Below are 26114 nucleotides of genomic sequence, written 5' to 3'. Positions count from 1 at the left end.
TGCATTGTATAGAATATTTTACGATGTATTTGGTACTTTTGTACTTCAAAATAGAATTTAATGAAAATTTGGCAAAAAAATATAGATGTAGATTCCTTTGTCGAATCGTTTACCGTGGGCAACGATCGGGAAATGGATCTACAGTTGGCAGAAGCTGATGTATTGGGTTCTCTGGCGCACACGAGAATGTTGAACAGTATCGGTCTAATGACAAATGAAGATTTGGCATTAGTTCAGCAGGCGCTGAAGAAAATTCATGAAGAGATACTGGAGGGGACGTTCGCGATTGAAGATAGTGTCGAAGACGTGCACTCGCAGGTGGAAATGATGCTGACACAGCGTATTGGAGAGGCCGGTAAAAAGATCCATTCCGGTCGGTCACGCAACGATCAGGTATTGGTCGATCTAAAGCTGTATTTTCGCTCCGAGATACAGGGTGTTTTTAACAATACCGAGCTTCTGTTTAATCAACTTTTGCGATTAAGTGAACAGTATAAAAATGTCCTCATGCCAGGATATACGCATCTGCAGATTGCTATGCCATCTTCCTTTGGGCTTTGGTTTGGGGCGTATGCCGAAAGCTTAGTTGATGATTTGCACCTGTTAAAGGCCGCTTGGAATATAAGCAATAAGAATCCCTTGGGCTCAGCCGCTGGTTATGGTTCGTCGTTTCCGTTGAATCGTACGATGACAACAGAGCTTCTCGGATTTGAGGACTTGAACTATAATGTGGTGTATGCACAAATGGGAAGAGGGAAGACGGAACGTATCGTAGCACAGGCCATGAGCTCGATCGCTGCTACGTTGGCCAAATTTTCAATGGATGTGACCTTGTATATCAATCAAAATTTTGGATTTATAAGTTTTCCTGCTCATCTGACAACAGGGTCGAGCATCATGCCGCATAAAAAGAATCCTGATGTATTTGAACTCATTCGTTCACGTTGTAATAAAATACAAGCGCTACCGAATGAAATTGCTTTGATGACGACCAACCTGCCGATGGGCTATCATCGGGACTTACAGTTATTGAAGGAGAATCTGTTCCCAGCTTTCGAATCGTTGAATGATTGTTTGGCTATGGCTACTTTTATGCTAAAGCATATTAGTATCAAGGAAAATATACTGGACGATCCTAAATACGATTATCTATTTAGTGTCGAGGTGGTCAATAACGAGGTGCTCCAAGGTATTCCATTCCGCGAAGCTTATAAAAATATCGGTATGGCTATAGAAAAGGGAACTTTTCAACCCTCGAAAGAGGTGAAGCATACGCACGAAGGAAGTATCGGAAATCTTTGCAATGATCAGATCGAGCGGATGTTTGAAGAGGTCAAAGCGCAGTTTGGATTTGAGAAAGTAGAGAAAGCTTTGAATGAACTTCTGAAGTAAATATTAAGAAATAGAAGTAAATGATATCCCTAATTGCGAAAGGCAGTTGGGGATTTTTTGTTGTTGGATATTGAGTAATAATATGTTATAGTTAAAACTGTGTTAATGTGCTTGATAAGTAGTGTGTTGTTTTTGGTATTCCTTTTGAGCACTAATGTGTAGTGTATTTATATAATTTTATTGGTTATGGAAACCTTAAATTTTTAAAAAAAAATAGCAGCATTAGCTGTGTTTGTAGCCACATTAGGAATAGGAGCTACACAAGCACAAACAGTTGAAAAGGTAGAGACCCAACCGGCTAAAGCAGAACAGAAAGCAAACGAGATCTCACCCAGGAAAATGGAACAGCATCCCAAGGCTGCCATTGAGAAAAAATCTTTAATAATAGAACCGAAAGCTCATCAAGCTGTCGGTAAAAAGGGTAGCAAAGCAGAAAAAGCTGTTGGTAATGTAAAGCCAATGGAATACAAGGAACCAACCAAAGTAAACCATGCGGTCAAAGCAGAGAAAAGTGCGGCGAAAGCTGAAACTAACAAAGCAAAATCGGTTACTAATGGGGATAAGCTAACAGGAGAGAAACATAATGGACATCCTGTCTATGAAGGTCCTAAAGGGGGGGATATTATATTAACGCAAGCGGAAATAAAGAGTATATTAAATAAATCTGATTAAGATAGTGGTTACGAAGGTTTATTAGGAAGATTGAAGCGTAGCGGAACGAAAGTGAGGGTTCTTTTGGACCCTCACGTTTTTTATTTTCTTTCCCAGACCTCAAAGGTGTAATCATAGGCGTGTTTTCCGTCCTTGGAATGCCTGTCTTGACTGACCAATATCCAATCTGAAGGAGGTAACTCTGGGAAGAAAGTATCACCAGCTATTTCGGCGTGTACGCGAGTTAATAGTACTTTTTGTGCCAGCGGTAATGCCTGTTTGAAAATATCAGCACCACCGATGATAAAGATTTCACGTTCATCGCGGCAATAGGTCAGAACCTCCTGTATACTATTTGCGACATCTACTTCGGGATTGTTATAATGTTGATCTCTGGTGAGGATAATATTTCTGCGTTCTGGCAAGGGTTTTCCAATAGAGTCAAAAGTCTTGCGGCCCATTACAATGGAATGCCCCAGTGTAGATTTTTTAAAATATTTAAAATCATTGGGTAGGTGCCAAGGCATTTGGTTATCCTTACCTATGGTATTGTTTTCTGCGGCTGCGACTACGAGTGTTATTTGTGGCATAGTAAAGAAGTTACGAGATTACAAAGTTATGATGTGACAAAGCTACACGGCTACAGGTGCTTTGATATGTGGGTGAAATTCGTAGTTCACTAATTCGAAATCTTCAAATTTGAAATCAAAGATGTCCTTGACTTCTGGATTTATTTTCATCTGTGGTAGAGGCTTTGGCTCCCGGGACAATTGCAATTCTGTCTGCTCAAAGTGATTGCTGTAGATGTGTGCATCACCTAGGGTATGAATAAAGTCGGCGGCCTCCATGTCACAGACTTGTGCGACCATCATGGTCAATAATGCGTATGAAGCAATGTTAAAAGGTACTCCTAAGAAAATATCGGCGCTTCGTTGGTATAATTGACAGGATAGCTGAGGCTTCAGTAGACCTTTCTCCGGTTGAGCAGGAGCCACATTAAATTGGAAGAATGCGTGACAAGGAGGAAGTGCCATATTCCCGATTTCGGCAACATTCCATGCAGATACGATAATACGACGAGAATCTGGTGTATTTTTTAGTTGATCTATGATTTGAGCGATCTGGTCGATATGTCCACCGTCTGGAGTGGGCCAGGACCGCCATTGCGAACCATAAACCGGACCTAGGTTGCCATTTTCATCAGCCCACTCGTCCCATATACTTACTCCATTTTTTTTCAGATATTGGATGTTGGTTTCGCCTTTTAGAAACCAGATTAATTCGTGAATAATAGAACGTAGGTGAAGTTTTTTTGTCGTTACTAGTGGAAAACCGTCTTTCAGATTGAAACGCATCTGATAACCAAAAACACCACGGGTACCTGTTCCTGTTCTATCTGTCTTGTCAACACCCTCTATGTAAACGTGTTTTAGTAAATCTAGATATTGTTTCATTTTTATCTTTTTTTATCTCCCCTAAGGTCGATGATGATGATGATTTTTTAGGAATATCCAAAGCTAAGGAAATTACAGCTAATGTTGAAATCCTTTAATTTATTACTGTCATTGTCATCTCATATCTGCAATCTCTTGATCTAAATCTGTATTCTGAAATCTCATATCTATAAAAATGTGTATTTTTGCAGATCGATATGAATAAAAAAGTTGCTTTTTACACACTGGGATGCAAGCTGAATTTTTCAGAAACATCCTCTATAGGGCGTATTTTTAAAGATGCGGGCTATGAAACCACGCCTTTTAATTCGCAGGCAGATGTTTATGTAATCAATACGTGCTCCGTAACGGATCACGCAGATAAGAAATGTCGTAAGGTGGTGAAAGAAGCATTAAAGCATTCGCCCAATGCTTATATTACCATTGTAGGCTGTTATGCGCAGCTCAAACCGAAGGAGATTTCCGAAATTCCGGGAGTAGACATGGTGTTAGGGGCGGCTGAGAAGTTTAATATCATCGAACATATCAATGATCTGACTAAGCAGGAAAAGGCTATCATTCATAATGCACCAATAGACGAAACGAATCAATTTGTGTCTGCATTTTCTATTGGAGATCGTACGCGAACGTTCTTAAAAGTCCAAGATGGATGTGATTATTCGTGTACATTCTGTACGATTCCATTGGCTCGTGGAGCGAGTCGCTCGGGCAAGATCGAAGATATCGTTAAGCAGGCCGAAGAGATAGCGGCCTCTGGTGTGAAAGAAATTGTATTGACAGGTGTTAACATAGGTGATTTTGGTATTAGGGATGGTAAGCGTCAGGACAAGTTCTTGGATCTGGTAAAAGCCCTGGATGAAGTTGAAGGCATTGACAGAATTCGTATTTCTTCTATTGAGCCGAATTTGTTGGCCAATGAGGTGATTGAGTTTGTGGCTCAATCGAAGCGTTTCGTGCCTCACTTTCATATGCCATTGCAGTCGGGATCTAATAAGATATTAGCACAGATGCGCCGACGCTATAAGCGTGAGTTATATGCAGAAAGGGTTGCGAAGATAAAAAGTTTGATGCCTAACTGTTGTATAGGTGTGGATGTCATTGTAGGATTTCCTGGAGAGACACGGGAGGAATTTATCGATACCTATAATTTCTTAAATGAAATGGATATCTCGTATTTACATGTGTTTACCTATTCTGAACGGGAGAATACAATTGCAGCTCAGATGGAAGGTGCGGTACCAGGGGCACAGCGATCAGACCGAAGTAAGATGTTGCATATTTTATCGGAGAAGAAGCGTCGTGCTTTCTATGAACAAAACCTAAGTGACATAGGAGAGGTACTGTTTGAGTCGGATATTAAGGATGGATATATGCACGGCTTTTCTAAGAATTATGTAAAGGTACGTACACCTTATGATCCATTATTGGTGAATGAGATTGCACCGGTTCGATTTGTTTCTATCTCAGAGAATGGGGAAGTCGATATTGAAGAGCTGCCGGAGGTATTGACACATTAATAAATAATCAAAGTAATAAAGAAGGGCTTGTGTAATTTACGCAAGCCCTTCTTTATGAGTATGTTATTTCTTTAAGGGTATCAAGAGCTTTCATGATCCGCCAGCTGGCAGATCATGAAAGTTTTGCTTATTTCACTTTCTTGTTATTTATTTTGAACTCTTCAAATTCTTTGTTTAATCGTAGTAATTTGAATGTAGAACTAATAAGTTCATTTGTCTCCAAGAGAATGGAAAAGTAGAGCTTTGTATTCTTTGGACTGTTCTCTGTTGTACGGATGTGATCAATCTGTTTGTCCAATAGGGTGTTGATAACCTTTTGCAAACGATCACGCTGTTTCATCGTATTGTCAATCTTTAAAAAGTCACGTCTTCTATACATATTATATACCTCGGCATACCAGTTGCCCAGTTCTGAAGCCACGAGTTGTAGATCATTGCCTTGGTAGTCTTTCAGCATCTTGTGGTTATTATCGACATGGCTTTGCGCATTGCCTGCGATGACATAAAGATTCTCAACGATATCTTGTAGATAACCCAAAGACATAATGTAAAACCGGCTGCCCTTTGCTGAATGGTCATCTAGATTGCGAATGAAGTTATAGAGATTGTCATTGGTCGAGTCCAAATCACGTAAGAATTTCTTGATCAACTTTTTGTTCATGGAAAGCGTAGTGAGATCATTCTTGATTAACCCGTCCACAATCTCTTTATAGAAGATATTCGATTTTGCAAAGACCTCACTGATCTGATCTGAACTAGCTTCGGTTACTTGTTGAAGAGTATGTATATCTTCTTTAGCAAGTTTTAGCTTTCTCTTGGTTTGTTCTGCTACTTTTTTCTTATGGCTTTTTGCATTAAATACCAGAAGAACAGCAAGAAGAACAAGTGCTCCTGCAAAGGTTATGATACCACCTATTTTAAGTAAATAGGCAATAATGAAAGCTCCTAAAAATGCACATCCTGCTGTAACAAACCATCCGCCTATAACATGAAATACTCCCGATACGCGGTATACGGCACTTTCTCTGTCCCAAGCACGATCTGCAAATGCGGTCCCCATGGCTACCATAAATGTTACATAGGTGGTGGATAAAGGTAGTTTCATGGATGTTCCTAGAGCGATCAAACTACTGGCAACCATAAGATTTACAGATGCACGTACCATGTCAAACATAGGTTCGTCTTTTTTATCTTTTTTTGATAGCACCCCCGTGTTGTCAAAACGGCTATCAAGTCTTGATTGTAGGACTCTAGGCATCAAATAGCTAATCCCTGTACCTAAATTTACAAATCCTCGGACAATGAGTCTCGAAAGCGTGTTGGGTTGGAACTTCTCAGTTGCACCAGACTGGCTACTGAGATTCATTTCCGTCTCAATGACCGTTTTAGCTTTCTTAGAGGTCCATAGCGTGAATAACATAATGGCTCCGGAGATGAACAAAATCCATATCGGTGCGACAATATCAGCAGATCCAAGCTCGCCCATCATGTAGGTGTCGGGATTTCCTCCTGCAGCCTGAAAAAAGCCGATGGCTTGAATGGCTGCTACAGGTACGCCAATAAAGTTGACCAAGTCATTTCCAGCGAATGATAACGCCAAAGCAAATGTTCCGATTCCAATAATAACTTTTAGTATATTAATCTTTAAGCGGATTAGTATAAAACTCAATACGGTGAATACTACAAAGCTCCCCGCAATGAGTAATAATTCGTGCGTATTGATCCATTCTTTTGTGGATTTGTCGATGAAACTAACGGTTTTTAGTCCTTTGATAATGATAAAGTAACTGATGGCCGCAAGTGCTATACCACCAAAAAATATACCAAAAGTCTTGATCTTTTTCTCATATTGAAAGGTGAAGATCAAACGGGATAGATATTGTACTAACATCCCTACACTGAAAGAAAGGATAACTGACAATAATATGCTGAAAACAATCTCGGAAGCTTTCTTGGTGTTTATAAATTGGGATAAGGTGTACCAATCTCCCGTGGTAGTGGCAATTTTATATAAGGCTAAACAAACAGCTCCTCCAAGTAGCTCAAAAACAATTGAAACAGTGGTGGATGTAGGTAAACCAAAATAATTGAATACGTCTAGTAAAATAATATCCGTAATCATTACTGCGAGAAATATGATGAGTACGTCATTGAAGCTAAACATACTCGGTACATAGATTCCGCTCCGTGCAATCTCCATCATTCCACTTGAAAATAGCGCTCCACACAGTATACCTGCGCTGGCTAAGATCATGATTAACCGGAAAGGAATTGCTTTGGAACCAATGGCAGAATTTAAAAAGTTGACCGCGTCATTACTTACACCAACCATAAGGTCTATTACGCCTAAAGTAATCAATGTGATGATGACTAAATATAAATAATTGTCCATAGTTTATTTTTTTGCAAAGCTATGAACAAAAAATGAAGCGTATATTAACTTAATGTTAAGTGTTGTTTTTTTTGGCTTAGTTTACCTAAAGCAATCGAGCCAATGTTGAGCCATTAAATTTGCTCCTGCAAGAGAAGTGTGTACACCGTCCGTGGTCCAGTAATCACCAGCAGACCGATCAGTCGCTTTGTCGAATATGCTTTGATAGGGAAGGAGTATCGCGTTGTATTCCTTAGCAATCTCATGGGCTACACGCTGATAGTCTGCAAATTCAGGAAACCAGCTGTCATCTACATGCTTCACATTTTTTACGGCAAAAGGTTCTCCGATTATTAGTTTTACGCTTGGTAAATTCTTTAATGTAGTGTCCAGTAGTTTTTGATATTGTTCTTTATAGAGCTGAGGTGTCCCCTCATAATTACCGTTTCTTGTATGCCAATAATCATTTACACCGACCAAAATGCTCAATACAGAAGGGGATATGTCAATACAGTCGGATTGCCATCTATCTTGCAATTGAGGTACTTTATTGCCACTGATGCCGCGGTTATACACTTTAATGTTCTTCTCGGCATGTCTCTGTAATAACGTGCTTGCGGCAAGCATAGCATATCCCCGCCCCAGTGCTTGGCTATCATTGTGTAGCATATTATCTCTGCTTCGACCGTTGTCTGTGATGGAGTCACCTTGGAACAGGATGATGTCCCCTTGTTGTATCTCTATCTTTGATCGGTTAGCAATAGATTCGGCTTTCAAAGAATAGCTAGACAGGCAGCTTGCACCTAGGGCTAAAGCTGAATTTTTGAGAAATGTTCTTCTGTTGTTCATGAATTAAAGGTTTAAATGGACCTGAAATTAAGGAATAACGAATAACTAACAAAATTTATCAATCGCTTCTCGAATGATTTTACAAGCTTCTATAATCTCATCGTTCGAAATTGTCAATGGAGGGGCGATGCGTAATGCTGTTTCGCAGTGTAAGTACCAATCGATCATGACACCGTGCTCGGCACAGTATTTACTGATATTATAGACTTGATCAAAGTTTTCTAATTGAAGACACATCATGAGTCCTAAGCCCCGAATCTCTTTTACTTTGGGGTGGGTTAGTTCTTTTCTAAACAAGGCGGCTTTAGTAGCAACTCCCTCGATAAGCTTTTCCTCTAGGATAACCTCAAGTGATGCTACGGCTGCAGCACAACTGACTGGGTGTCCTCCAAACGTCGTAATGTGACCAAGCATAGGGTTGTCTTTGATTACATCCATTATCTCTTTTGAAGAAACGAAAGCACCCAAAGGCATCCCTCCGCCGATTCCCTTTGCAAGCATCAGGATATCAGGGATAATATCAAAATGTTGAAAGGCAAACATCGCTCCTGTTCGTCCAAATCCAGTTTGGATTTCATCAAAAACTAGAAGTGTCCCCGTCTCTGTGCATCTTTGACGTAAGGCCTTTATATAGGTCATGTCGGGGACGCGTACCCCAGCCTCACCTTGGATGGCTTCTACAATAACAGCTGCCGTGGCCGTTGTGATACGTGATATATCCTTGCTGTCGTTGAATGTGATAAACTCAATTTCGGGCAATAAAGGCGCATAAGCTTCTTGATAGGCGGGATTACCAATGAGGCTAAGCGCTCCTTGTGTACTTCCATGGTACGCTTTCTTAGCTGCTATAATCTGCCTTCGTCCGGTGTATTTCTTTGCTATTTTCATAGCTCCTTCTACGGATTCTGCTCCTGAGTTTGTCAAATAAACCGATTGAAAGAAGGAAGGAAGTTGTTCTAATAATTTGGTAGCGAATTTTACTTGTGGTGCTTGCACGAATTCACCGTAAACAGTGACATGCATATATTTGTCCAGTTGAGATTTAATAGCGTCAACAACCTTAGGATGTCGGTGACCAATATTACTAACGTTAAACCCCGATACAAGATCTAAATATTTTTGTCCTTCTGGACTGTACAAATACGAACCCTGAGCTCGTTCGATTTCAATAAGACGCGGGCTGTTTGAAGTTTGAGCGGTGTTTTGTAAGAATAACTCTCTATTACTAATCATGGCACAAAGGTAGGAATAAGATGTTGGAAAGTTATAAGGTTATAACCTTACAAGGGTTATTGAAATAAAAAACAGCAGCCACTTATTTTCGGAAGTGGCTGCTGTTTTTTATTTAATTCTTCGATTATTCCGCTATTATCAAAAAGTAGTTCTTTTTTCCTTTTTGTACTACAAGATACTTTTCGTTGATCAGATTCGTGGCGTCTATTGTTTGTTCCACATTGTTTAGCTTTTCTTTGTTTAAAGAAACACCGCCTCCGGTAAGCATTTTTTTAGCTTCTCCTTTTGAGGAGAATACCTGAGACTTGAGAGCTAATAAATCTAAAATATTGATACCTTCGATCAGCTCATTTTTGTCAATTGTAAATTGAGGTACACCATCGAATGCATCTAGTACGGCTTCGTGATCTAAACTTGTTAAGAATTCTAATGAACCATTTCCGAATAGGAATTCCGAAGTTTTGATCGCCATTTCATACGCCTCTAAAGAATGTGTACGGATAGTAATATCTTTGGCTAGAGCTTTCTGTACAACACGTAAGTGCGGAGATGTATCATGCTCGGAAATAATGGAATCCAATTCGTCTTTACTTTTTAAAGTGAAGATTTTAATCCAGTTCTTAGCATCATCGTCTGTCGCATTCAACCAAAATTGGTAATATTTGAACGGAGATGTCTTTTTTGGGTCTAACCATACAGCGCCAGATTCCGTCTTGCCAAATTTCTGCCCATCAGATTTTTTGATTAACTGAGTAGTAACAGCAAATGCAGTACCTTGATCTTGACGTCGTATCATTTCGGAACCGGTAACGATGTTACCCCACTGATCCGATCCACCCATTTGGACTTTACAGTTATGATACTTCCATAGATAATAAAAATCATAACCTTGAATTAGTTGATAAGTAAACTCGGTGAATGATAAACCATTGTCACCTTCTAAGCGTTTCTTTACCGAATCTTTGGACATCATGTAGTTGACTGTAATCAACTTACCCACATCACGAATAAAATCCAAAAACTTGAAATCTTTAAACCAGTCGTAGTTATTTACCATTTTGGCGTCGTTTTCACCGTCACCAAAATTTAAAAACTTAGCTAACTGATTTTTTAAACAAGCTACATTGTGATTGAGTGTAGTCTCGTCCAGAAGATTTCTTTCCGCCGACTTGAATGAAGGATCTCCAATCATTCCGGTAGCACCACCAACAAGGGCTACAGGTTTGTGTCCGGCATTTTGAAAATGGATTAAGGTCATGATTTGGGTCAAATGACCAACATGTAAAGAATCGCCGGTTGGGTCAAAACCGATATATCCAGCTACTTTTTCTTTATTAAGCAACTCTTCGGTTCCGGGCATGATATCTTGAAGCATGCCTCTCCAACGTAATTCTTCTACAAAATTCATATGCGTATAAATTGTTTTTTATCTGTCATATGGAATACTCATGCGTGTTTTTGCTTCGCTAAACATGAACATTTCATATATGTATAATTTTTATTAAGATTGCAAAGATAAGATATTAAGATGTATATTACGATAATTTAAAATATACTCCTGTTGTGAACTTTTTGTCGCATTATTATTTTGAACGCTATGCTGTAGATCCTGAGCAAGTTTTGGGAGGGCTTTTGCCTGATCTATTAAAAAATGTAGACAAAGGGTATTCGTTTCAACTCCATAAATATGAGCCGGCGTTGTCATCAACACCCAAGTCGAAATCGATTACTGCGGGTTGGGAAAGGCATGTGGAGGTAGATCGTTTATTTCACAATTCTGATTTTTTCTATAAACATACCCATCAATTACGGATCGTGATTGAACAGGATATTCTTGATCTGCCGATTAGAGCCTCTTTTCTAGCTCATATTGCTTTGGAATTATTATTAGATCATGAACTTATCGCTCATGATTTATTGAATGTAGGACGACTGTATGAACATTTGGAGGAGGTGGATCGAAAAGCTGTAGCCATCTATCTATATGGGCTTGGAAAAGTCGATATTGACCGTTTTTTTATTTTTTATGATAAATTTATAGCTTCAAAATATATCTTTGAGTACGCTAAGGTTGAAAACCTACCCCATGCACTCTTTAGTATATGTAAACGGATATGGAAATTTGAAGTGGGTGATACGCATATACAACAATTGGGAGAAAGATTGGAAGATTATCAAAAGGAACATATGTCTGGTTTTTTGGAAATTTACAATTACATAACACAGAAGCTTTAATGAACTTTTTTATCTTTTAACCTTATAACTTCTTAACATTCTAACTTTATAAATATGAAGAATCAACTTTTCAGAAAGAAAAGTGTTGACCAGATACTAAGCGATGCTCAGAACCACGGTTCTGGCTTAGCAAAGATATTAGGTGTCCGAGACTTGGTGTCTTTGGGAATCGCGGCTATAGTAGGTGCTGGTATATTTAGTACCATTGGGTTGGCTGCCTATAATGGTGGTCCAGCTGTATCACTTCTGTTTGTTTTTGTTGCGTTTGCATGTGTGTTTACAGCTTTGTCCTACGCTCAATTTGCCAGTACAGTTCCGGTGTCTGGATCGGCTTATACCTACGCTTACGTCGCTTTTGGGGAGTTGTTTGCTTGGATAATAGGATGGGCATTGGTTTTGGAGTATGCTGTTTCTAATATGGTGGTTGCGATTTCCTGGTCACAGTATTTTGTGTCAATGTGTGAAGGGTTTGGGCTTTCTATCCCTAAATGGTTGACCATGGCTCCAGCATATGCTATTGAGGCCCATGCCAAGATGCTTGAGATAGGAGCCGATAAATTGACTGGGATTGATAAAATAGCACTTGAGGCGTACAATACCGCGCCCAAAATTGGTGGTCTACCAATTGTCTTTGATTTGCCTGCCGGATTGATTACCGTTTTAGTGACGTGTTTGGTATATATTGGAATAAAGGAATCGCAACGTGCCAGTAATATCATGGTTATGATTAAAATAGGAATCATAATAGCTGTTATCTTGGGTGGAGCTTTTTTTATAAAGCCAGAAAATTGGACTCCTTTTGCGCCTAATGGAATGGGAGGCGTGTTGAGTGGTATTGCTGCGGTCTTTTTTGCTTTTATCGGTTTTGACTCTATATCAACTACGGCAGAAGAATGTAAAAACCCGCAGCGTGATCTCCCTAAGGCAATGATTTACTGTTTGATAATATGTGCGGTATTGTATGTTCTTATCACGTTGGTTTTAACAGGAATGGTAAACTATACGGATCTAAATGTGAAAGATCCGTTGGCTTATGTGTTTCAGTATGTAGGATTTGATCATATGGCTGGTATTATCTCAGTAACCTCTGTTATAGCGATTACGAGTGCACTACTTGTGTTTCAATTAGCTCAGCCTCGTATATGGATGACTATGAGTAGAGACGGTTTGCTCTGGAAGAAATTTGCGACTATCCATCCGAAATATAAGACGCCTTCTTTTGCAACCATAGTAACAGGTTTTGTAGTTGCTGTTCCAGCATTGTTTTTCAAAATGGACTTCTTTGTTGACCTTACTTCTGTCGGTACTTTTTTTGCATTTATCCTAGTGTGTGGTGGTGTGCTTTATATGGATAAATCAGGGCTTTCAAAGAAAGCTAAATTTAGGGTTCCCTACGTTAATGGTAAGTATCTGGTGGGGCTAGGCTTTATCTCGGCTATGGTCCTAATGTATATTTATGGTCAAGACAGTTTGAAGGAATGGCAGACCTTAGGTACAAAGGATGTGATCATACACAAGTCGCTCGTTGTGGTATTCTGGGGTACTTGGTTTATTTTAAGCATATACAGTTTTAAATATAATTTCTCGTTACTTCCAGTTATAGGGATACTTGTTAATTTGTATCTAATGAGCGAATTGGGAGCTAGCAACTGGATTATATTTATAATTTGGCTGGGAATAGGGCTGCTTATCTATTTTATTTATGGGTATAAGCACTCGAAGCTGAATAAAGATGCTAAAGAGGTGATTGGTTAGTGGGTAAGGTTGATAAGGTTTTGATAGGGTTTATAAGGTTGATAGGGTTCGTAACTTTATAAACCTTCTTAACCTTATAAACCTTCTTTAATCTTATTTCAATCTTCTTAACTTAATGTTTTCGGTATTCGGAATGTTTAGTGGGACACGCTCCAACGTCACAAAACTACTGTCAAGCCCAAAGCCTTTTTCTTCACTTAAACTGAAATGTTTAAGTATTTTGTAGATTTCCATAATGATGCGGTCACCCCAACTGAGGTCGGATGTCTTCGTAAAGACTTTCTCTAAAACGACAAAGTTGAAATCTCCTGGGATTTTGTGTTTCTTTAATGTGTTATATTGACTGGTAATATCTATTTCACCTTTATTCACCATGTCTTCGATCACTTTTCGTAAAAGTAAACTGATTTTCTGTTCCTCTCTGAATCCTAACTTAAAGTCTACCCGGATTAATTTTCCCGGAATAAGTTGATGGACGGTGTAATCACGTGAATGTGGGGTATCCATTACATCAACGTGTACTAGCCAATAGACATCGGCCCGCTTGGGCTTTTTATTGATAATGGAATATATAATTTTTGTCTCTATTTCTTCGGTGTTATTAGCGCTGGTAAGATATACAAGCTGTGAGGCAAATGTCGGAACTGAAGTGTCTTCACTTAACTCTGAGATAATAGGGTAATATTTCTTTATATCGTCAAAACGAACGTATTTATTCTTGATTTTACGTGCACCATACCAAGCAAACATGACGGTAAATATGCTAGATGCTAAGATCAGCGTAAGCCAACCTCCATGTGCTATTTTTACCCCATTACCTGCTAAAAACCCTAGTTCTACGGTAAAATAGACTACCGCAAAAAGAATGATCCATATTTTATTGATGCGTTTACGTGCCATAAAATAAATAACGAGGATGGTCGTAGATAGAAAAGTTAAATTAATTGATAGACCATAAGCTGCCTCCATGTTACTAGATTTTTGGAATATAGCGATAACCAGCATACAACCAATAAATAGGATTAAGTTGATAGATGGAACATACAATTGCCCTTTTTGGTGGCTGGGGTATCTAATGGCCACTTTTGGCCATATATTTAAGCGTACGGCTTCTGAAATTAATGTATATGATCCAGATATCATAGCCTGACTGGCGATTATGGCAGCAACGGTAGCGATGGTTATACCGTAGATCAAAAACCAATCCGGCATTATTGCATAAAAGGGGTTGTGTTCACCAATAGAAGTCCCTTCATGCATAATTAACCAGGCTCCTTGACCAAAATAATTTAAGATTAGTGTCAGCTTAACATAAATCCAACTAATGCGTATATTGGACTTGCCACAATGTCCCATATCGGAGTAGAGCGCTTCTGCCCCCGTAGTACAAAGGAAAATAGCACCTATAATAAATAAAGCATTGGGGTAGTTGATTATGGTTTCGATAGCGTAATAAGGATTTATTGCCTTGATTACTTCGGGTGCATAATGTATGTAAGAGAATCCTAATAATCCGATGGTTGTAAACCACACGAGCATTAAAGGACCAAAAACTCGGCCTACGATAGAGGTGCCAAAACGTTGGATAAGAAATAACAAGGATATAATAATTACGACAACAGGTACCGTAGGAAAGGATGGATTATGTATAGCCAATCCTTCGATAGCGGAGGAAATCGTAATAGCGGGGGTAATCATACCATCTGCTAGTAGGGTGGAGGCACCGATGATGGCTGGTATAATAAGCCATTTGGCTTTTCTGCGCACCAGCGAATACAGGGAAAGTATGCCCCCTTCTCCTTTATTGTCGGCATTTAGGGTAATCAGAACGTACTTTATGGTCGTTTGCAGGGTCAAGGTCCAAAACACACATGAAATACTCCCTAAAACGAGGTCTTTGTCGATGGTGCCTTGGTTAAAAATTGCTTTGAAAACATAAAGTGGAGAAGTTCCAATATCTCCAAATATGATTCCTAAGGAGATGAGTAAGCCGCCCATACTGAGGCGATTCAATGTGTGTTTATGGTCTGAGCCCATAGTCATTATTTACTGTGTTACTATTAAATATGGAGCCAAGATAGAGCAAAATCTTGACGTAACGAATTTTCTTGTTAAAAATTGTTAAAAGCAGAATATATATATATTATCATGCACATTTAGCCTTTTAAAAAACTAACTTTGTATTAGGAAGTTTGATTGGTATTGATTAGATTTGATTAAACCATTTCCAATTGTGTGTTGTCTAAATTAACAATGAAAGTAAATATCCTTAAATACGCGAAAATAATGTGCACCAGCTGTTTTATACTAGCATGTGTACATGCTGCCCATGCTAATACTGGCGGTAGCGTTGGATATGAGTTGAGCGGGGTATCTGTCTCAGCAGCTAAAGATGACGTGGCAGAGAAAGTAGTGACAAATGTAAAAGTGATGTACAATCCGGTTGCAGAGCAGATAAGTGTTTCATTCAAATTGACCAAGCAAAGTAATGTTGCTATTAAGTTGATGGATGCTTTGGGTAATGAGGTAATGAATCTTTCAAACTCTACGCTTGATGCGGGTAATCAAAATCTTTCTTTTGAAACCGAAGGTAAGGTATCCCCTGGGTTTTATTTTGTACGTGTCGGATCTGGCACCGAAACCGTCGTGAAACGAATCTCGATCCGTTAGTTATTTTTAGATTATTTTCTCTGATGTTATAGCACGGCCATTTGTTCGTTTTGTTTGCGTCTGTTTTTATTTAGCCTAAGCGTTCTTTTTTTGTAATCGATGATTCCGCCAAATTGTACTAGAATATCTCCTCCCAATACGCCGATAATAGGAGGTATACCCATTTGGGTGTAAGCATAATTAATCGTTGATAAATCTAATACAGCTACCTCAATTGATTTACAGGACCAATCGGCAATACTAAAATTATCTAATTTGAAAGTATGACTTTCCATTGCGTTGGTACCTAGACCTGTCGAAAGTATATTGGATGTGATAAGCGCAGTTTCTGTCATGCCCGCTTGGATCAACATACTTTTGTCTAGGACTGTTTTACTCGCGCCTGTGTCAACGACCATCTTATGGACTGTGTCAAAAAGTTTGACCTCCACTAATATGTGATAGCCCTGCTGTTCCAACGTAAGGATCTGCAAAGGAATTATATGCATATAAGTTTTTGTTCCAGCGGCATTAAATGTTGCCACCGCTATAATTTAAAAGTCAAACCTACATAAATTCGCCTTTACACCCGAGATAATGCGTCGTAATATAAAAGCGAATTTTGTGGTTCCTTTATCCATTTAGATTTTTTGTAATGGAAATATTACTATATAACGTTACTCTCTTTAAGTATAGCGTTCATATTCCTGACGGCTTCGACGCTCGCTTTAAACGCTTTTTGTTCCGCATCATTGAGTGTCAGAGGTACAATTTTATCCCAACCTTTTTTATTAATAATAACTGGAACACCAATGTTAATATCTTCTTGGCCCATTTCACCTTCTAAATATACGGATGCGGTAAAAAGTTTGTTTTCATTTAGAACTATGCTCTTAACCATTGCTGCGGTGGCTGCTCCAGGAGCGTACCAAGCTGAAGTACCTATTAAAGCAGTTAATGTAGCTCCACCTACCATCGTATTTTTAATGATATCTGCTTGCTCTTCATCGGACAGAAATGCGCTGACTGGAATACTATTCCAAGTTGCTTTACTAATTAAAGGTATCATGGTAGAGTCTCCGTGTCCGCCGATGACAATTGCATTGAGATCTGAAGCGGAAGCGTTTAGTTTAGAGGCTAACTGATATTTAAATCGAGCAGAGTCGAGGGCTCCTCCCATGCCGATGATTCTGTTTTTAGGAAGGCCACTTGTCTTTAGCGCAAGGTATGTCATGGTGTCCATCGGATTGGATACTACAATAATGACAATTTCTGGGGAGTGCTTTATTAGATTTTCAACAACTGACTTAACGATGTTGGCGTTGGTTCCTATTAATTCTTCTCTAGTCATGCCAGGTTTGCGCGGGATCCCAGAAGTGATCACAGCGACCGTGCTGCCTGCAGTCTGACCATAATCATTCGTAACACCTTTTATTTTTGTGTCAAAGCCAAGCAATGCTGCTGTTTGCATCATGTCCTGGGCCTTCCCCTCAGCAACACCTTCTTTAATGTCTAATAATACAACTTCTTCTGCAAAATTACCTCTTGCTATGTTATCTGCAGTAGTGGCTCCTACGGCACCTGCTCCTATGACTGTTATCTTCATACTTTTGTTTTTTATAGACCATTTAGAATAAATGATGTAATCGTATTTATATTAAGTAGTTTGAAAAGACTTTTGACAACTAGATCAACATTCGCTTGATTTCAATAACTAAATATACTTAATATTAATCGTTTTAAAAAGCTCTTGAACAAAACTTTAATGATGCTGTCTAAAAAGTAACCAATAATCGTCATCGCGGACCTGAGGAGTAGCCTGTTCCTGGAATCGGGAACGGTGTAGGGGGCTAATTTGTTTAAATACAGATTGCTTTGCTATGCCATCTGCCTTCGGCAGTCGTCATTCTTTACTGATAAACCGAGCAAAGGAGCTCGTCGAAGACAATCGGTACAAGCTCTACCAATGACAGATTTGTAAACTATGTCGTCTTCTCGACCGAAGTGGAGAGATCTAGAAGCTATATATTAATTCTATACAGTTTGCAGACCTCTCTATTACAATCGAGGTGACGCTTACTGTTATTAAAACTCCGCTGTGTTTGTTAAAAACACTTACCTATCGCAAAGGCGAGAATTTAGACAGCCACACTAAATATCATGAAAAAAGTTCTTGACATCCTTTAAATAACAAACACTTTCAGAAAAAAATACATGGAACCGACAATAGCAGGACAACCATTTAGAAAGGATATCCAATCGCTAAGTTGAAAATCAAATTATCTTTTCGCCACTTGGAACTTCGTAGATCAATATCTTTAAATACCCAACGATCTCCTTTAGGTAGGTACGGAACTCGGAATGGCATTGCGAAATCTGTACGAATAATCAGAAAATCGAAGTCAAAACGTAAACCCGCACCGCCACCGACTGCAAGTTCGGATAAGAATTCTTTTGATAATTTTCCTCCGGGCTTGTTGCTGTCAGCTCTTTGTAACCACACATTCCCAGCATCTACGAATGCTGCCCAATGAACAAAACCAGCAAGCTTAGAGCGATACTCGGTATTTAACTCAAGCTTATAATCCCCCGTCTGATCGGCAAAAAAATTGTTCGCTCCGATATTTTCCGGTGCGGATGAACCCGGTCCAACAGCCCTTGCCCTAAATGCTCTTAGACCGTTAGGACCTCCGGTATAATATTGTTTTAAATAAGGTAAGGCATAGGAGTTGCCGTAAGAATAACTCGTTCCGATCATAAGTCTAGATGCTAGTTGGGCATCCTTACCTAATTTCATATAATGTCTGAAATCTCCTTCAATACGAACGAACTGGCTGTAGACCGTACCAAAAAGAGTACGTGTTTCATCATTTTTATAACTTGCACCTTGAATTAGACCCAACACATTACCCGAAAGATTTATCCCTCCTTTGAAGTAAAAAGTGTGTTTAAGGTTTTGGTCCATCGAATTCGTAAAAGTGTAATTATAGTTTGGTCCAAAAGAAAATTGTGGGTCGACAATACGCTTTAATGTGGGAACCGTATCCATCTGGGCTTGATATTCGGCGGATATATTTCGAGGTTGCACATAAATAATCTCAGCTAAGGTAAGGTCATGTTGTTTTTGGTCGTTTTCTTTCCACATATATCCATAGTTCAGCGTGGACGAGTTGAGTACATAAGCCGTTCTTCTATTTAAGAACTCATAGCCCAGTTTTAAGTACGTTTTGGGGATATAACGTTTGGATGGAGCCCATTTGTAAGGTGATAACAAACGAGGCCATGTAATTCCTACTTCGGCTCCATATCTGTAATAGGCCGAGTTTAAGTTAACTTTTCCGCCTGTCTGCGTTTCGTAGCCTCCAAAAACGTTAAGAGTGACAGTTTCAGCACCCTTAAAAGCGTTGCGTAATGTCCAGGTCACGTTGGCCTCTGAACCATTGTAGACTGTCGCTGTCTTTCCTAAAATTTCAAAGCGTAGTGATTTCTTGGGAAGCGGGGTAAGATAATAGTAGATATCTAGTGTGTTAGCAGAATCCGGATTGTTCTCAAAATTGTTCTTTACAAATTTGAAGGTGTTTAGATTGACCAAATGATTGATGGTTTGGTTATGATCGTGACGATTATAGAGTTCCCCTTTTTCAAAGAAAATATGGTTGGCCAATACCTTTTTACGGAATGTATTTTGTGGATCGATAAAGTAGATGTTTTTGTCATATAATTCCATATTACGTGGATTTCTTCTGGTGTATCCTGAAGACCCTAAAGTGTAATTGGGGTAAACGTAAATATTTCCGATGCGTTGTGGTTCCTTAGCTTGTGTGGTAGTTTCAGGCTTTATGGTTACAAACATGTCTACTTTATGATTCCCAATGGTGCTATCGACCTCCACTAAAATATTATCAGGATTGAAATAATAATACCCTTTGTTCTTAAGTTCGTTGTCTATTCGTTCACGTTCGCTGATAATTGCATCTAAATTATAATTGGAACCGATGGTCAATAACGACCTGTCTTTTACATCGTAAATGTCGCGACCAATATGAGTAAGGGAATCGATATTGTATGATAAAGAATTGATCCGATATATCTTTCGAGGTATTGCTGTATAGAGAACACGCGCATACTTGCCTTTTACAATGGTGTCTGAGCTTACTGTAGCGTGGAAAAAACCTAGATTTTCCATCCGGTTTCGCAGTAGATTTTCGTTGTATTCTCTATTTACGTCACCTAATAAAACGGGGGCTTCGCCTTGCTTTTTTAACCAGTTACGAACTAAGTTTTTGGAGGTGTCGTAACCACCGCCCATATTCCAGAACAGAAGCTTCCAGGGGACACCTAATGCTTTCTTGTTAGGTTTGGGCATGAGCAGTGACGTCAGATGTTCTTCAAAAGCAATCTTCCGTTCAGGACTCGATATGCTATCCATTTTTAAGACGACTTCTCCACCTGTATATAGTTTTTCACCTTCGGCAATATACTTCGTCGAATTGCATGAAAATACAACCGTGGTGAATGTGAATAATGCGATAATAGGAACTATTCTATTGTTCATCTTGTTTCCTTTCTTCTTCCTCATTTCGGATAGCTGAAATTACTTTTTCAGTTTTTAGCCCCTTATTGGTACTGTCTTTTTTATTTTTACTGGGATCCTGGCCTTTTTGTAGGCGCTCTTCTTTTTCTCGCTCTTGCATTCGTTTACGAAACTCTGGGCTGTGTATCATTAAACTATCCCTTACAACTGTTCGCACACTATCTCGGTAAACCGAATCAGTCTCCATACGTTCGACATTGAATCGTTTTCTGAAGTTACTATTATCACTGTTATAATATTGTTCGAGAGCTTTGGAGCTCATAAAAAGTTCTCTAAATCTATTGTAGCTCATGTTGATGATAAAACCTATACCAGTCTCTACAAATTGGCCTTGAAGCGTGGCTTGATATTGGTTCTTGCGGTATACCCGAGCAAAATAGCGTCCATCTTTTGATAGTTGGTAATCAATTGATATATCTCCGGCAATATTGTTGGGTTTTTCACCTGGTCGGGTATTTCCTTCTACTTCAAAGTTAGAACCCACGGTAATCTTTAATCGGTCATCAAAAAGCATTTTGGAAATACCAACGTTTAGATCTGTACGGTTTTGCCCAGAACCGGTCAGATAATCCTGCTCAGACTGTAGATTGAAGTCTAGTTCGACTCCCTTGATTAAATTGGACGCCAGACTGTTCAATTGACTGGAAAGGAAGGAACTTACAGAACTACGAGCCATACCTTCGACTCCGCCGCCTCCCGAAAGACTTTCAAAAGGATTGGACGACATAAAGCGACCCATGATTATCAACGAGAAAACCTGTTTATTCAGTTCGGCAGGGTCGTCACGAAGCGCTGCAAGACCGATGTTGACCTTCGAAACCACATCTTGTGATACGATAGCATTATTTTCGTCCAAGTCAATATCAAATCGAATATCCGGTTTGAAGAGTTCGCCGGAAAGGATCAATTTTACGTTGAAAGGCACCCGCTGTTTATATAGATTCTGGCTTTCAGTACCAATTTGATTGCTGACTAATTCCAAAGTCGGAAATCGACCTTTGTAAATAGCAGTGATGTCCATTCGAGCATCTAAAGGGTCTCCGTTCCAGATAATCGTGCTCCCCTTCTCAAAGTCGAATTGTTTTTTGATCGGTCCGAAGTTGAAGGAATAATTTCCTTTTTCAACTGTGAATGTGCCGGACATTGTTATTTTTTCACTAGCATCGATCGCTGTATTCAATTCGGCGATACCTTGTATATTCAATGCGTCTTGTGATCCCTCATCGATGATTATTTTGAATTTGGCTTCGCGATCTGTACTTAGATTTAGAGCGAGATCCATTCCAGAAAACTTGGTAGCTGTAGTCATGGAATCTAGTTTGGCAAAAATATTTGCCCTAGTGGTATCACTTTTATCAACGAATTTGACGACTCCCTCACGGTCTGCAATCCCTGGATTTTCATTTGGAACAATAAAGACAAAGTCAGTGTTTTCATTCGCACGTACATCGCCATCAATAACGGGCTTGTTTATATCTCCAGTGATTCTAATATTGGAGGTAATGTTTAATTTGCCGTAAAACAGATCATTATCTTCTCTAGTAGAATTTACTGCTGCAAAATTTTTTGTCGTCAAATTGAGGTTGAAAGCAAAGTCTGAATAGTTTTTGGTTAAAATAGTGCCGTTTAATTTAGCCAGGTTACCTTTCATGTCATTAAGTGCAAACTGACGGAAAGCAATTCCCTGATCATTGAAGATAATTTTTTGATTATCCATCATTAAATCGGCATTTAACATGGATATGTTCATTCGAGCTTTATTAAAAGTCAGATCACCCAAAATCTTTGGTGCGTCCAAACTTCCACCAATTCGTAAAAGACCATTTAGATCGCCTTCGCTATTTTTTAAGTATCCCATACTGAAGGCTTCGATGGTTTTGATTTTAAGTGGTTTTAGCTCTAACTTAGCATTAAAACTGGCTTCGCCTGACGGTGGAGATATATATTCTCCCAACAGTTGTACATTGTTCCCATTTTCGGTTACTTTAACATCTGCCGAGTAGGTGTTTTCCCGCATGTTATCCACTTTGACTAAGACGTTACCAACAGTGTCTTGTCCAAAATAGAATTTTTGGATTTCTAAATCGGACACGAATACAGGATTGCTTTCTAAACGAGATATTGTCGCTGCTCCGTTTATACCCCCTCCGAAATTCAACGTTTCGGATTCCAACATATTGGATAGGGTCTCTATTCGGAAATTGTTAAAAGTCAGGTTGATAGGTGAATTTAAAGTGCTGTCTTGAGATTGAATCATAAACTCTTGACCTTTATAACTTAATTTGAAATCTTGTGCCCGGATACCATCTTTACCAAAACTAATCTGATTTTCAGGAGATATATTCCACTTATCGTAGTTAAGCATTAGACCATCTTCGAAGAGACTGAGCATATAGTTACTTTCATCTACACTCATTTTTGCGCCTAAATGATAACGGTCTTTTTGTGCCTTGTCCTTGATCCAGAGTCCAAAATCCAAATTGTTTTCAATTATTTTTCCACTGAGAACGGTGTTATTCAACTCAATGTTATCCACCTTAATCTTATTAATAAGCGTAGAATAGTACATTGTACTATCTACGGTAATGATATCTAAACCAACATCTCGAACTTCAATACCATCATATATTAATGTCGGAGCTATTAGTTTGGCCATTATGTTTTTCTCTTGACTATTAAAAGTTCCATCCAGCGAGATATCGTCCATTTTTTCAAGTCCCGGGAAGAAATCTCGTAAGAATCTAGAATTATTTAATGTGGCTGAAAACTCGAAGTTCTGATTTTCGTATTTTAATTGCTGTGCAGGCTCATTTTTAGGGTTATAGTAAATCCGGGCAACATCCTGTAAAGAGGATGAAAGCTCTGTTAATTTGTATTTTCCGACTAAATGGGCCCGCAGAAATTCTGATTTTAGAATGAGTGTGTTGCGGTTAGTATCTGCAGCAGCTGTAAGGGCTATGGTATCTAAGGCATATCGAGCATCGTTGTATGCGATTGATGATTGCGAGACAACTAGCTTACCATTGAGGTGATTAAGATCTGCCGTTTTTAAATCTAGATTTACTTTTCCATGGTAACGGAAATTGTCGTCCATGAGTTTGAGATTTTTTAGATTGACAGAGTCAATCATTAGTTCGGCCTTGACCTGAGGATATTGTCCTTGCATATTGGCAGCCATATCCAGATTGAATTTAATATTCGGGTCGCTAGAGTTTATATTTCCTGCGATGTCTCCATTTTTAGCATTTAGATCGAGACGGATATTTCGATATTGGTAACCAAGCGCATCTACTCGATTTATGATGCCATTAATAGCTGCATTCATTGACTTTGGATCTAAACCTTTGCCCTTTACCTGTGCATCTACCGATATTATTCCTAATGTAGAGTCTTGGTTGAGCAAATGCCCTAGATTGAAGTCTGCTATGGAAAGTGTAGCATCGTAAGTTGTATCTTTTCCGGCCATATTGAGATAGCCATTGATCGTGGCATTGCCCTTTTCTGTCAATAGACTCATATATGCATCAAATCCCTTCATGCCGCCCTTAAAGGTGCCCGATAGCGAAATAGAATTTGGGAATTGAACCGCCATATCTTTAGGCAATATAGATTTAGCAATGAGTCTATCTAAATCTATATTGCTCGTGGTTAGTTTTTTCAGATTAAGATTTATGAACAACTTGTTCATATCGGGGAGTCCCTTTATATCGGCACTGGCTGAGATGTTCGTGTTATCTAATGTTCGAAAGTCTAAAGAGGGGATATGTAGATCATTTAATTTTCCAGTGATGCGACCATCCAGATAGAATTTTTTAGTCATTAGAGGTTGCATGACATCCATTTGTTCGAGATCGGGGACAAAGAAACGGATGTCCGACATATCAATCTGCGTCTTTTTTACTTTGGCATCTATAGATAACAAAGCAGGGGTCTTCGCAACAGCATCTAAGGAAGGGTACGATATTTTGAAGTAATCGCGGATAATAGTATTAGGGGTTTCTGCCAGTAAATTTTGTATGGTGGCACCTGTATTGGTGTAAACAAAATCGGCTCTTAATCGTTTTAAATAAAAGCCAGAATGATCCTTGGCTGTTAAGTTTTGTAATGAGCCGCTAATAGAATCTGCGGAATAATGCAATTGATCGAGTGCACCGGCAAGGTCCGTAATTTTGATGTTAAAATAATCAAAGCCTTTCATTCGGGCTTGATTGTCATCTCTAAAAGCAAAATTTGTTTTATCTATAGCTAGTTTTTCAGTCGATACTACCCAGTTGATCGAGGTGCTGTCTGGTCTTGTAGTTTCCTTTTTAATTGTTTTGCCAAATGTGACATAGGAATCGGACTGATTGAGGATGACTTCACGAAGCTTTACAACTTCATTATTGAGGTCTATGACATCTACATTAGCGGATAGGTTTTTGATATCAAACTTGCTATCCATCGCAGATGAAGCGTCTTGGTAGCGAACGAAAACGTCTTTTAATTGGATGAATTCTGTCCCAATATTTGGTAGCAAAGCTGTCGCATTAGCCGAAGAGTCTGTGATTCCGAAATCTTCCGCTTTAAGAGCCGTGTTTTCTGTCGTAGGTGGCCACTGTTTAATATATGCTGTAAGTCCTTCTATATTTATTTTTGGCATGTCGAAGGTCATGTTTCGCTGCAGGTCAAAGGTTTTGATTCGGGTGTCAAAATGCTTAAGCCAAATATCCGCAGAAGTCCCTATCATATCGTCGGCATAGGCGAAGCGAATCCGGTCAAAGTTGACTTTGTCAATGTTAAAGATAAGGGCTGACGAAGTATCTGGGGCTGTTATATTACTTTCTTTTTCAGAGGTAAAAGCCTTTAGAATATAATCAAAGTTGAATTGACCATCCGGTGAAAATCGCTTTATCTTGGCCGTGATACCTTCTAAATCCAATTCTTGGACCTCAATAGTATTTTTCAATAATTTTAACATATTGATATCTACTACTAATTTTTCGCCAGCGATTAAGGTATCTTTACTTTGGTCTTCAAAATAGATGTTTTCTAAGACCAGTTTCTTGGGGAAAGTAATCTTGACATAACCGATGTTTACTGGGGTGCCGATTTTGGTCTCGAGATAATTTGCGACTTTGCCTGCTATGTAGTTTTGTACTGACGGCAGACGAATTAAGAATATCAGTAAGAGAACTAAAGCTATTACTGAACCAAAAATCCATAGAAAAGTGCGTAATAAAACGCGAGTGAATTTATTCAAACCAACGATTATATATTAATTACAATGCCTTATTATAACGTAAAAATAAGCTAAAAGTTTACTAAATTGTAATTTTTATGGGCGAAAGTCAATAAATTGTAATCCGCTATGATTAATTCCCAAATGTTTCCTAATTATGGTTTCATTATTGTTTGTTAAGGGAATAAAGTTTTTT

17 protein-coding genes are annotated in these 26114 nt (G+C 38.9%); 6 read left to right on the top strand and 11 right to left on the bottom strand.

Going from position 1 to position 26114, the window contains the following annotated elements; translation table 11 throughout:
* Positions 1 to 60: 60 nt before the first annotated feature.
* Together argH and G7B20_RS03350 are read left to right on the top strand one after the other, a co-directional pair.
* Complete coding sequence (argH, locus tag G7B20_RS03355) at positions 61 to 1392, top strand: argininosuccinate lyase (protein ID WP_164108624.1); 1332 nt, start codon at positions 61 to 63, stop codon at positions 1390 to 1392.
* A 228-nt stretch (positions 1393 to 1620) separates the two neighbouring features.
* Entirely contained in the window at positions 1621 to 2064 is a 444-nt protein-coding gene (locus G7B20_RS03350) for a hypothetical protein (protein ID WP_240465973.1), read from the top strand.
* Between the two features lie 80 nt (positions 2065 to 2144).
* Here G7B20_RS03350 and G7B20_RS03345 read toward each other — a convergent pair whose 3' ends face one another.
* Both G7B20_RS03345 and G7B20_RS03340 read right to left on the bottom strand, forming a co-directional pair.
* Complete coding sequence (locus G7B20_RS03345) at positions 2145 to 2633, bottom strand: dihydrofolate reductase (protein WP_164108623.1); 489 nt, start codon at positions 2631 to 2633, stop codon at positions 2145 to 2147.
* A gap of 42 nt (positions 2634 to 2675) precedes the next feature.
* Positions 2676 to 3497, bottom strand: coding sequence for a thymidylate synthase (locus G7B20_RS03340; RefSeq protein WP_164108622.1), 822 nt, complete (start codon positions 3495 to 3497; stop codon positions 2676 to 2678).
* Positions 3498 to 3694: 197 nt separating this feature from the next.
* Between G7B20_RS03340 and mtaB the strand changes: the two genes are divergently transcribed.
* On the top strand, positions 3695 to 5014 hold the full coding sequence (mtaB, locus tag G7B20_RS03335; RefSeq protein ID WP_164108621.1) for a tRNA (N(6)-L-threonylcarbamoyladenosine(37)-C(2))-methylthiotransferase MtaB: 1320 nt from the start codon (positions 3695 to 3697) through the stop codon (positions 5012 to 5014).
* A gap of 127 nt (positions 5015 to 5141) precedes the next feature.
* On the opposite strand, the gene G7B20_RS03330 is transcribed toward mtaB, so the two are convergent.
* From G7B20_RS03330 to tyrS, 4 genes are all read right to left on the bottom strand, one after another.
* Entirely contained in the window at positions 5142 to 7406 is a 2265-nt protein-coding gene (locus G7B20_RS03330) for an inorganic phosphate transporter (protein ID WP_164108620.1), read from the bottom strand.
* Between the two features lie 81 nt (positions 7407 to 7487).
* Positions 7488 to 8234: a GDSL-type esterase/lipase family protein gene (locus G7B20_RS03325; protein ID WP_164108619.1), complete on the bottom strand. Its 747-nt coding sequence runs from the start codon at positions 8232 to 8234 to the stop codon at positions 7488 to 7490.
* Between the two features lie 45 nt (positions 8235 to 8279).
* Positions 8280 to 9467, bottom strand: a complete 1188-nt coding sequence (locus G7B20_RS03320; protein WP_164108618.1) for an aspartate aminotransferase family protein — start codon at positions 9465 to 9467, stop codon at positions 8280 to 8282.
* Between the two features lie 124 nt (positions 9468 to 9591).
* Positions 9592 to 10875 carry a tyrosine--tRNA ligase gene (gene tyrS / locus G7B20_RS03315; protein WP_164108617.1) on the bottom strand — a complete coding sequence of 428 codons (1284 nt, stop codon included), beginning with the start codon at positions 10873 to 10875 and terminating at the stop codon, positions 9592 to 9594.
* Positions 10876 to 11030: 155 nt separating this feature from the next.
* Here tyrS and G7B20_RS03310 point away from each other — a divergent pair, with 155 nt between their 5' ends.
* Both G7B20_RS03310 and G7B20_RS03305 read left to right on the top strand, forming a co-directional pair.
* The gene (locus G7B20_RS03310) at positions 11031 to 11702 is read left to right on the top strand and encodes a hypothetical protein (RefSeq protein ID WP_164108616.1); all 672 of its coding nucleotides are present in this window, start codon (positions 11031 to 11033) and stop codon (positions 11700 to 11702) included.
* A gap of 54 nt (positions 11703 to 11756) precedes the next feature.
* Positions 11757 to 13457, top strand: a complete 1701-nt coding sequence (locus G7B20_RS03305; RefSeq protein ID WP_164108615.1) for an amino acid permease — start codon at positions 11757 to 11759, stop codon at positions 13455 to 13457.
* A 93-nt stretch (positions 13458 to 13550) separates the two neighbouring features.
* On the opposite strand, the gene G7B20_RS03300 is transcribed toward G7B20_RS03305, so the two are convergent.
* Positions 13551 to 15494: a KUP/HAK/KT family potassium transporter gene (locus G7B20_RS03300; protein WP_205600175.1), complete on the bottom strand. Its 1944-nt coding sequence runs from the start codon at positions 15492 to 15494 to the stop codon at positions 13551 to 13553.
* 216 nt (positions 15495 to 15710) lie between these two features.
* On the opposite strand from G7B20_RS03300, the gene G7B20_RS03295 reads away from it, so the two are divergent.
* Complete coding sequence (locus G7B20_RS03295; RefSeq protein WP_164108613.1) at positions 15711 to 16127, top strand: T9SS type A sorting domain-containing protein; 417 nt, start codon at positions 15711 to 15713, stop codon at positions 16125 to 16127.
* 26 nt (positions 16128 to 16153) lie between these two features.
* Here G7B20_RS03295 and G7B20_RS03290 read toward each other — a convergent pair whose 3' ends face one another.
* The 4 genes from G7B20_RS03290 to G7B20_RS03275 all read right to left on the bottom strand — a co-directional run bounded on the left by G7B20_RS03290 (position 16154) and on the right by G7B20_RS03275 (position 25939).
* Positions 16154 to 16651 carry a retropepsin-like aspartic protease gene (locus tag G7B20_RS03290; protein WP_240452807.1) on the bottom strand — a complete coding sequence of 166 codons (498 nt, stop codon included), beginning with the start codon at positions 16649 to 16651 and terminating at the stop codon, positions 16154 to 16156.
* Positions 16652 to 16773: 122 nt separating this feature from the next.
* The gene (locus G7B20_RS03285) at positions 16774 to 17712 is read right to left on the bottom strand and encodes a malate dehydrogenase (protein WP_164108612.1); all 939 of its coding nucleotides are present in this window, start codon (positions 17710 to 17712) and stop codon (positions 16774 to 16776) included.
* A 636-nt stretch (positions 17713 to 18348) separates the two neighbouring features.
* On the bottom strand, positions 18349 to 20661 hold the full coding sequence (locus tag G7B20_RS03280; protein WP_240452808.1) for a BamA/TamA family outer membrane protein: 2313 nt from the start codon (positions 20659 to 20661) through the stop codon (positions 18349 to 18351).
* Positions 20651 to 25939: a translocation/assembly module TamB gene (locus tag G7B20_RS03275; protein WP_164108610.1), complete on the bottom strand. Its 5289-nt coding sequence runs from the start codon at positions 25937 to 25939 to the stop codon at positions 20651 to 20653. Before G7B20_RS03275 ends, G7B20_RS03280 begins: the two co-directional genes overlap by 11 nt.
* Positions 25940 to 26114 lie beyond the last annotated feature (175 nt).

This window comes from Sphingobacterium sp. xlx-96, assembly GCF_011007365.1.
GTDB classification, from domain to species: domain Bacteria; phylum Bacteroidota; class Bacteroidia; order Sphingobacteriales; family Sphingobacteriaceae; genus Sphingobacterium; species Sphingobacterium luzhongxinii.
This window is presented reverse-complemented; position numbering and strand designations above follow the sequence as displayed.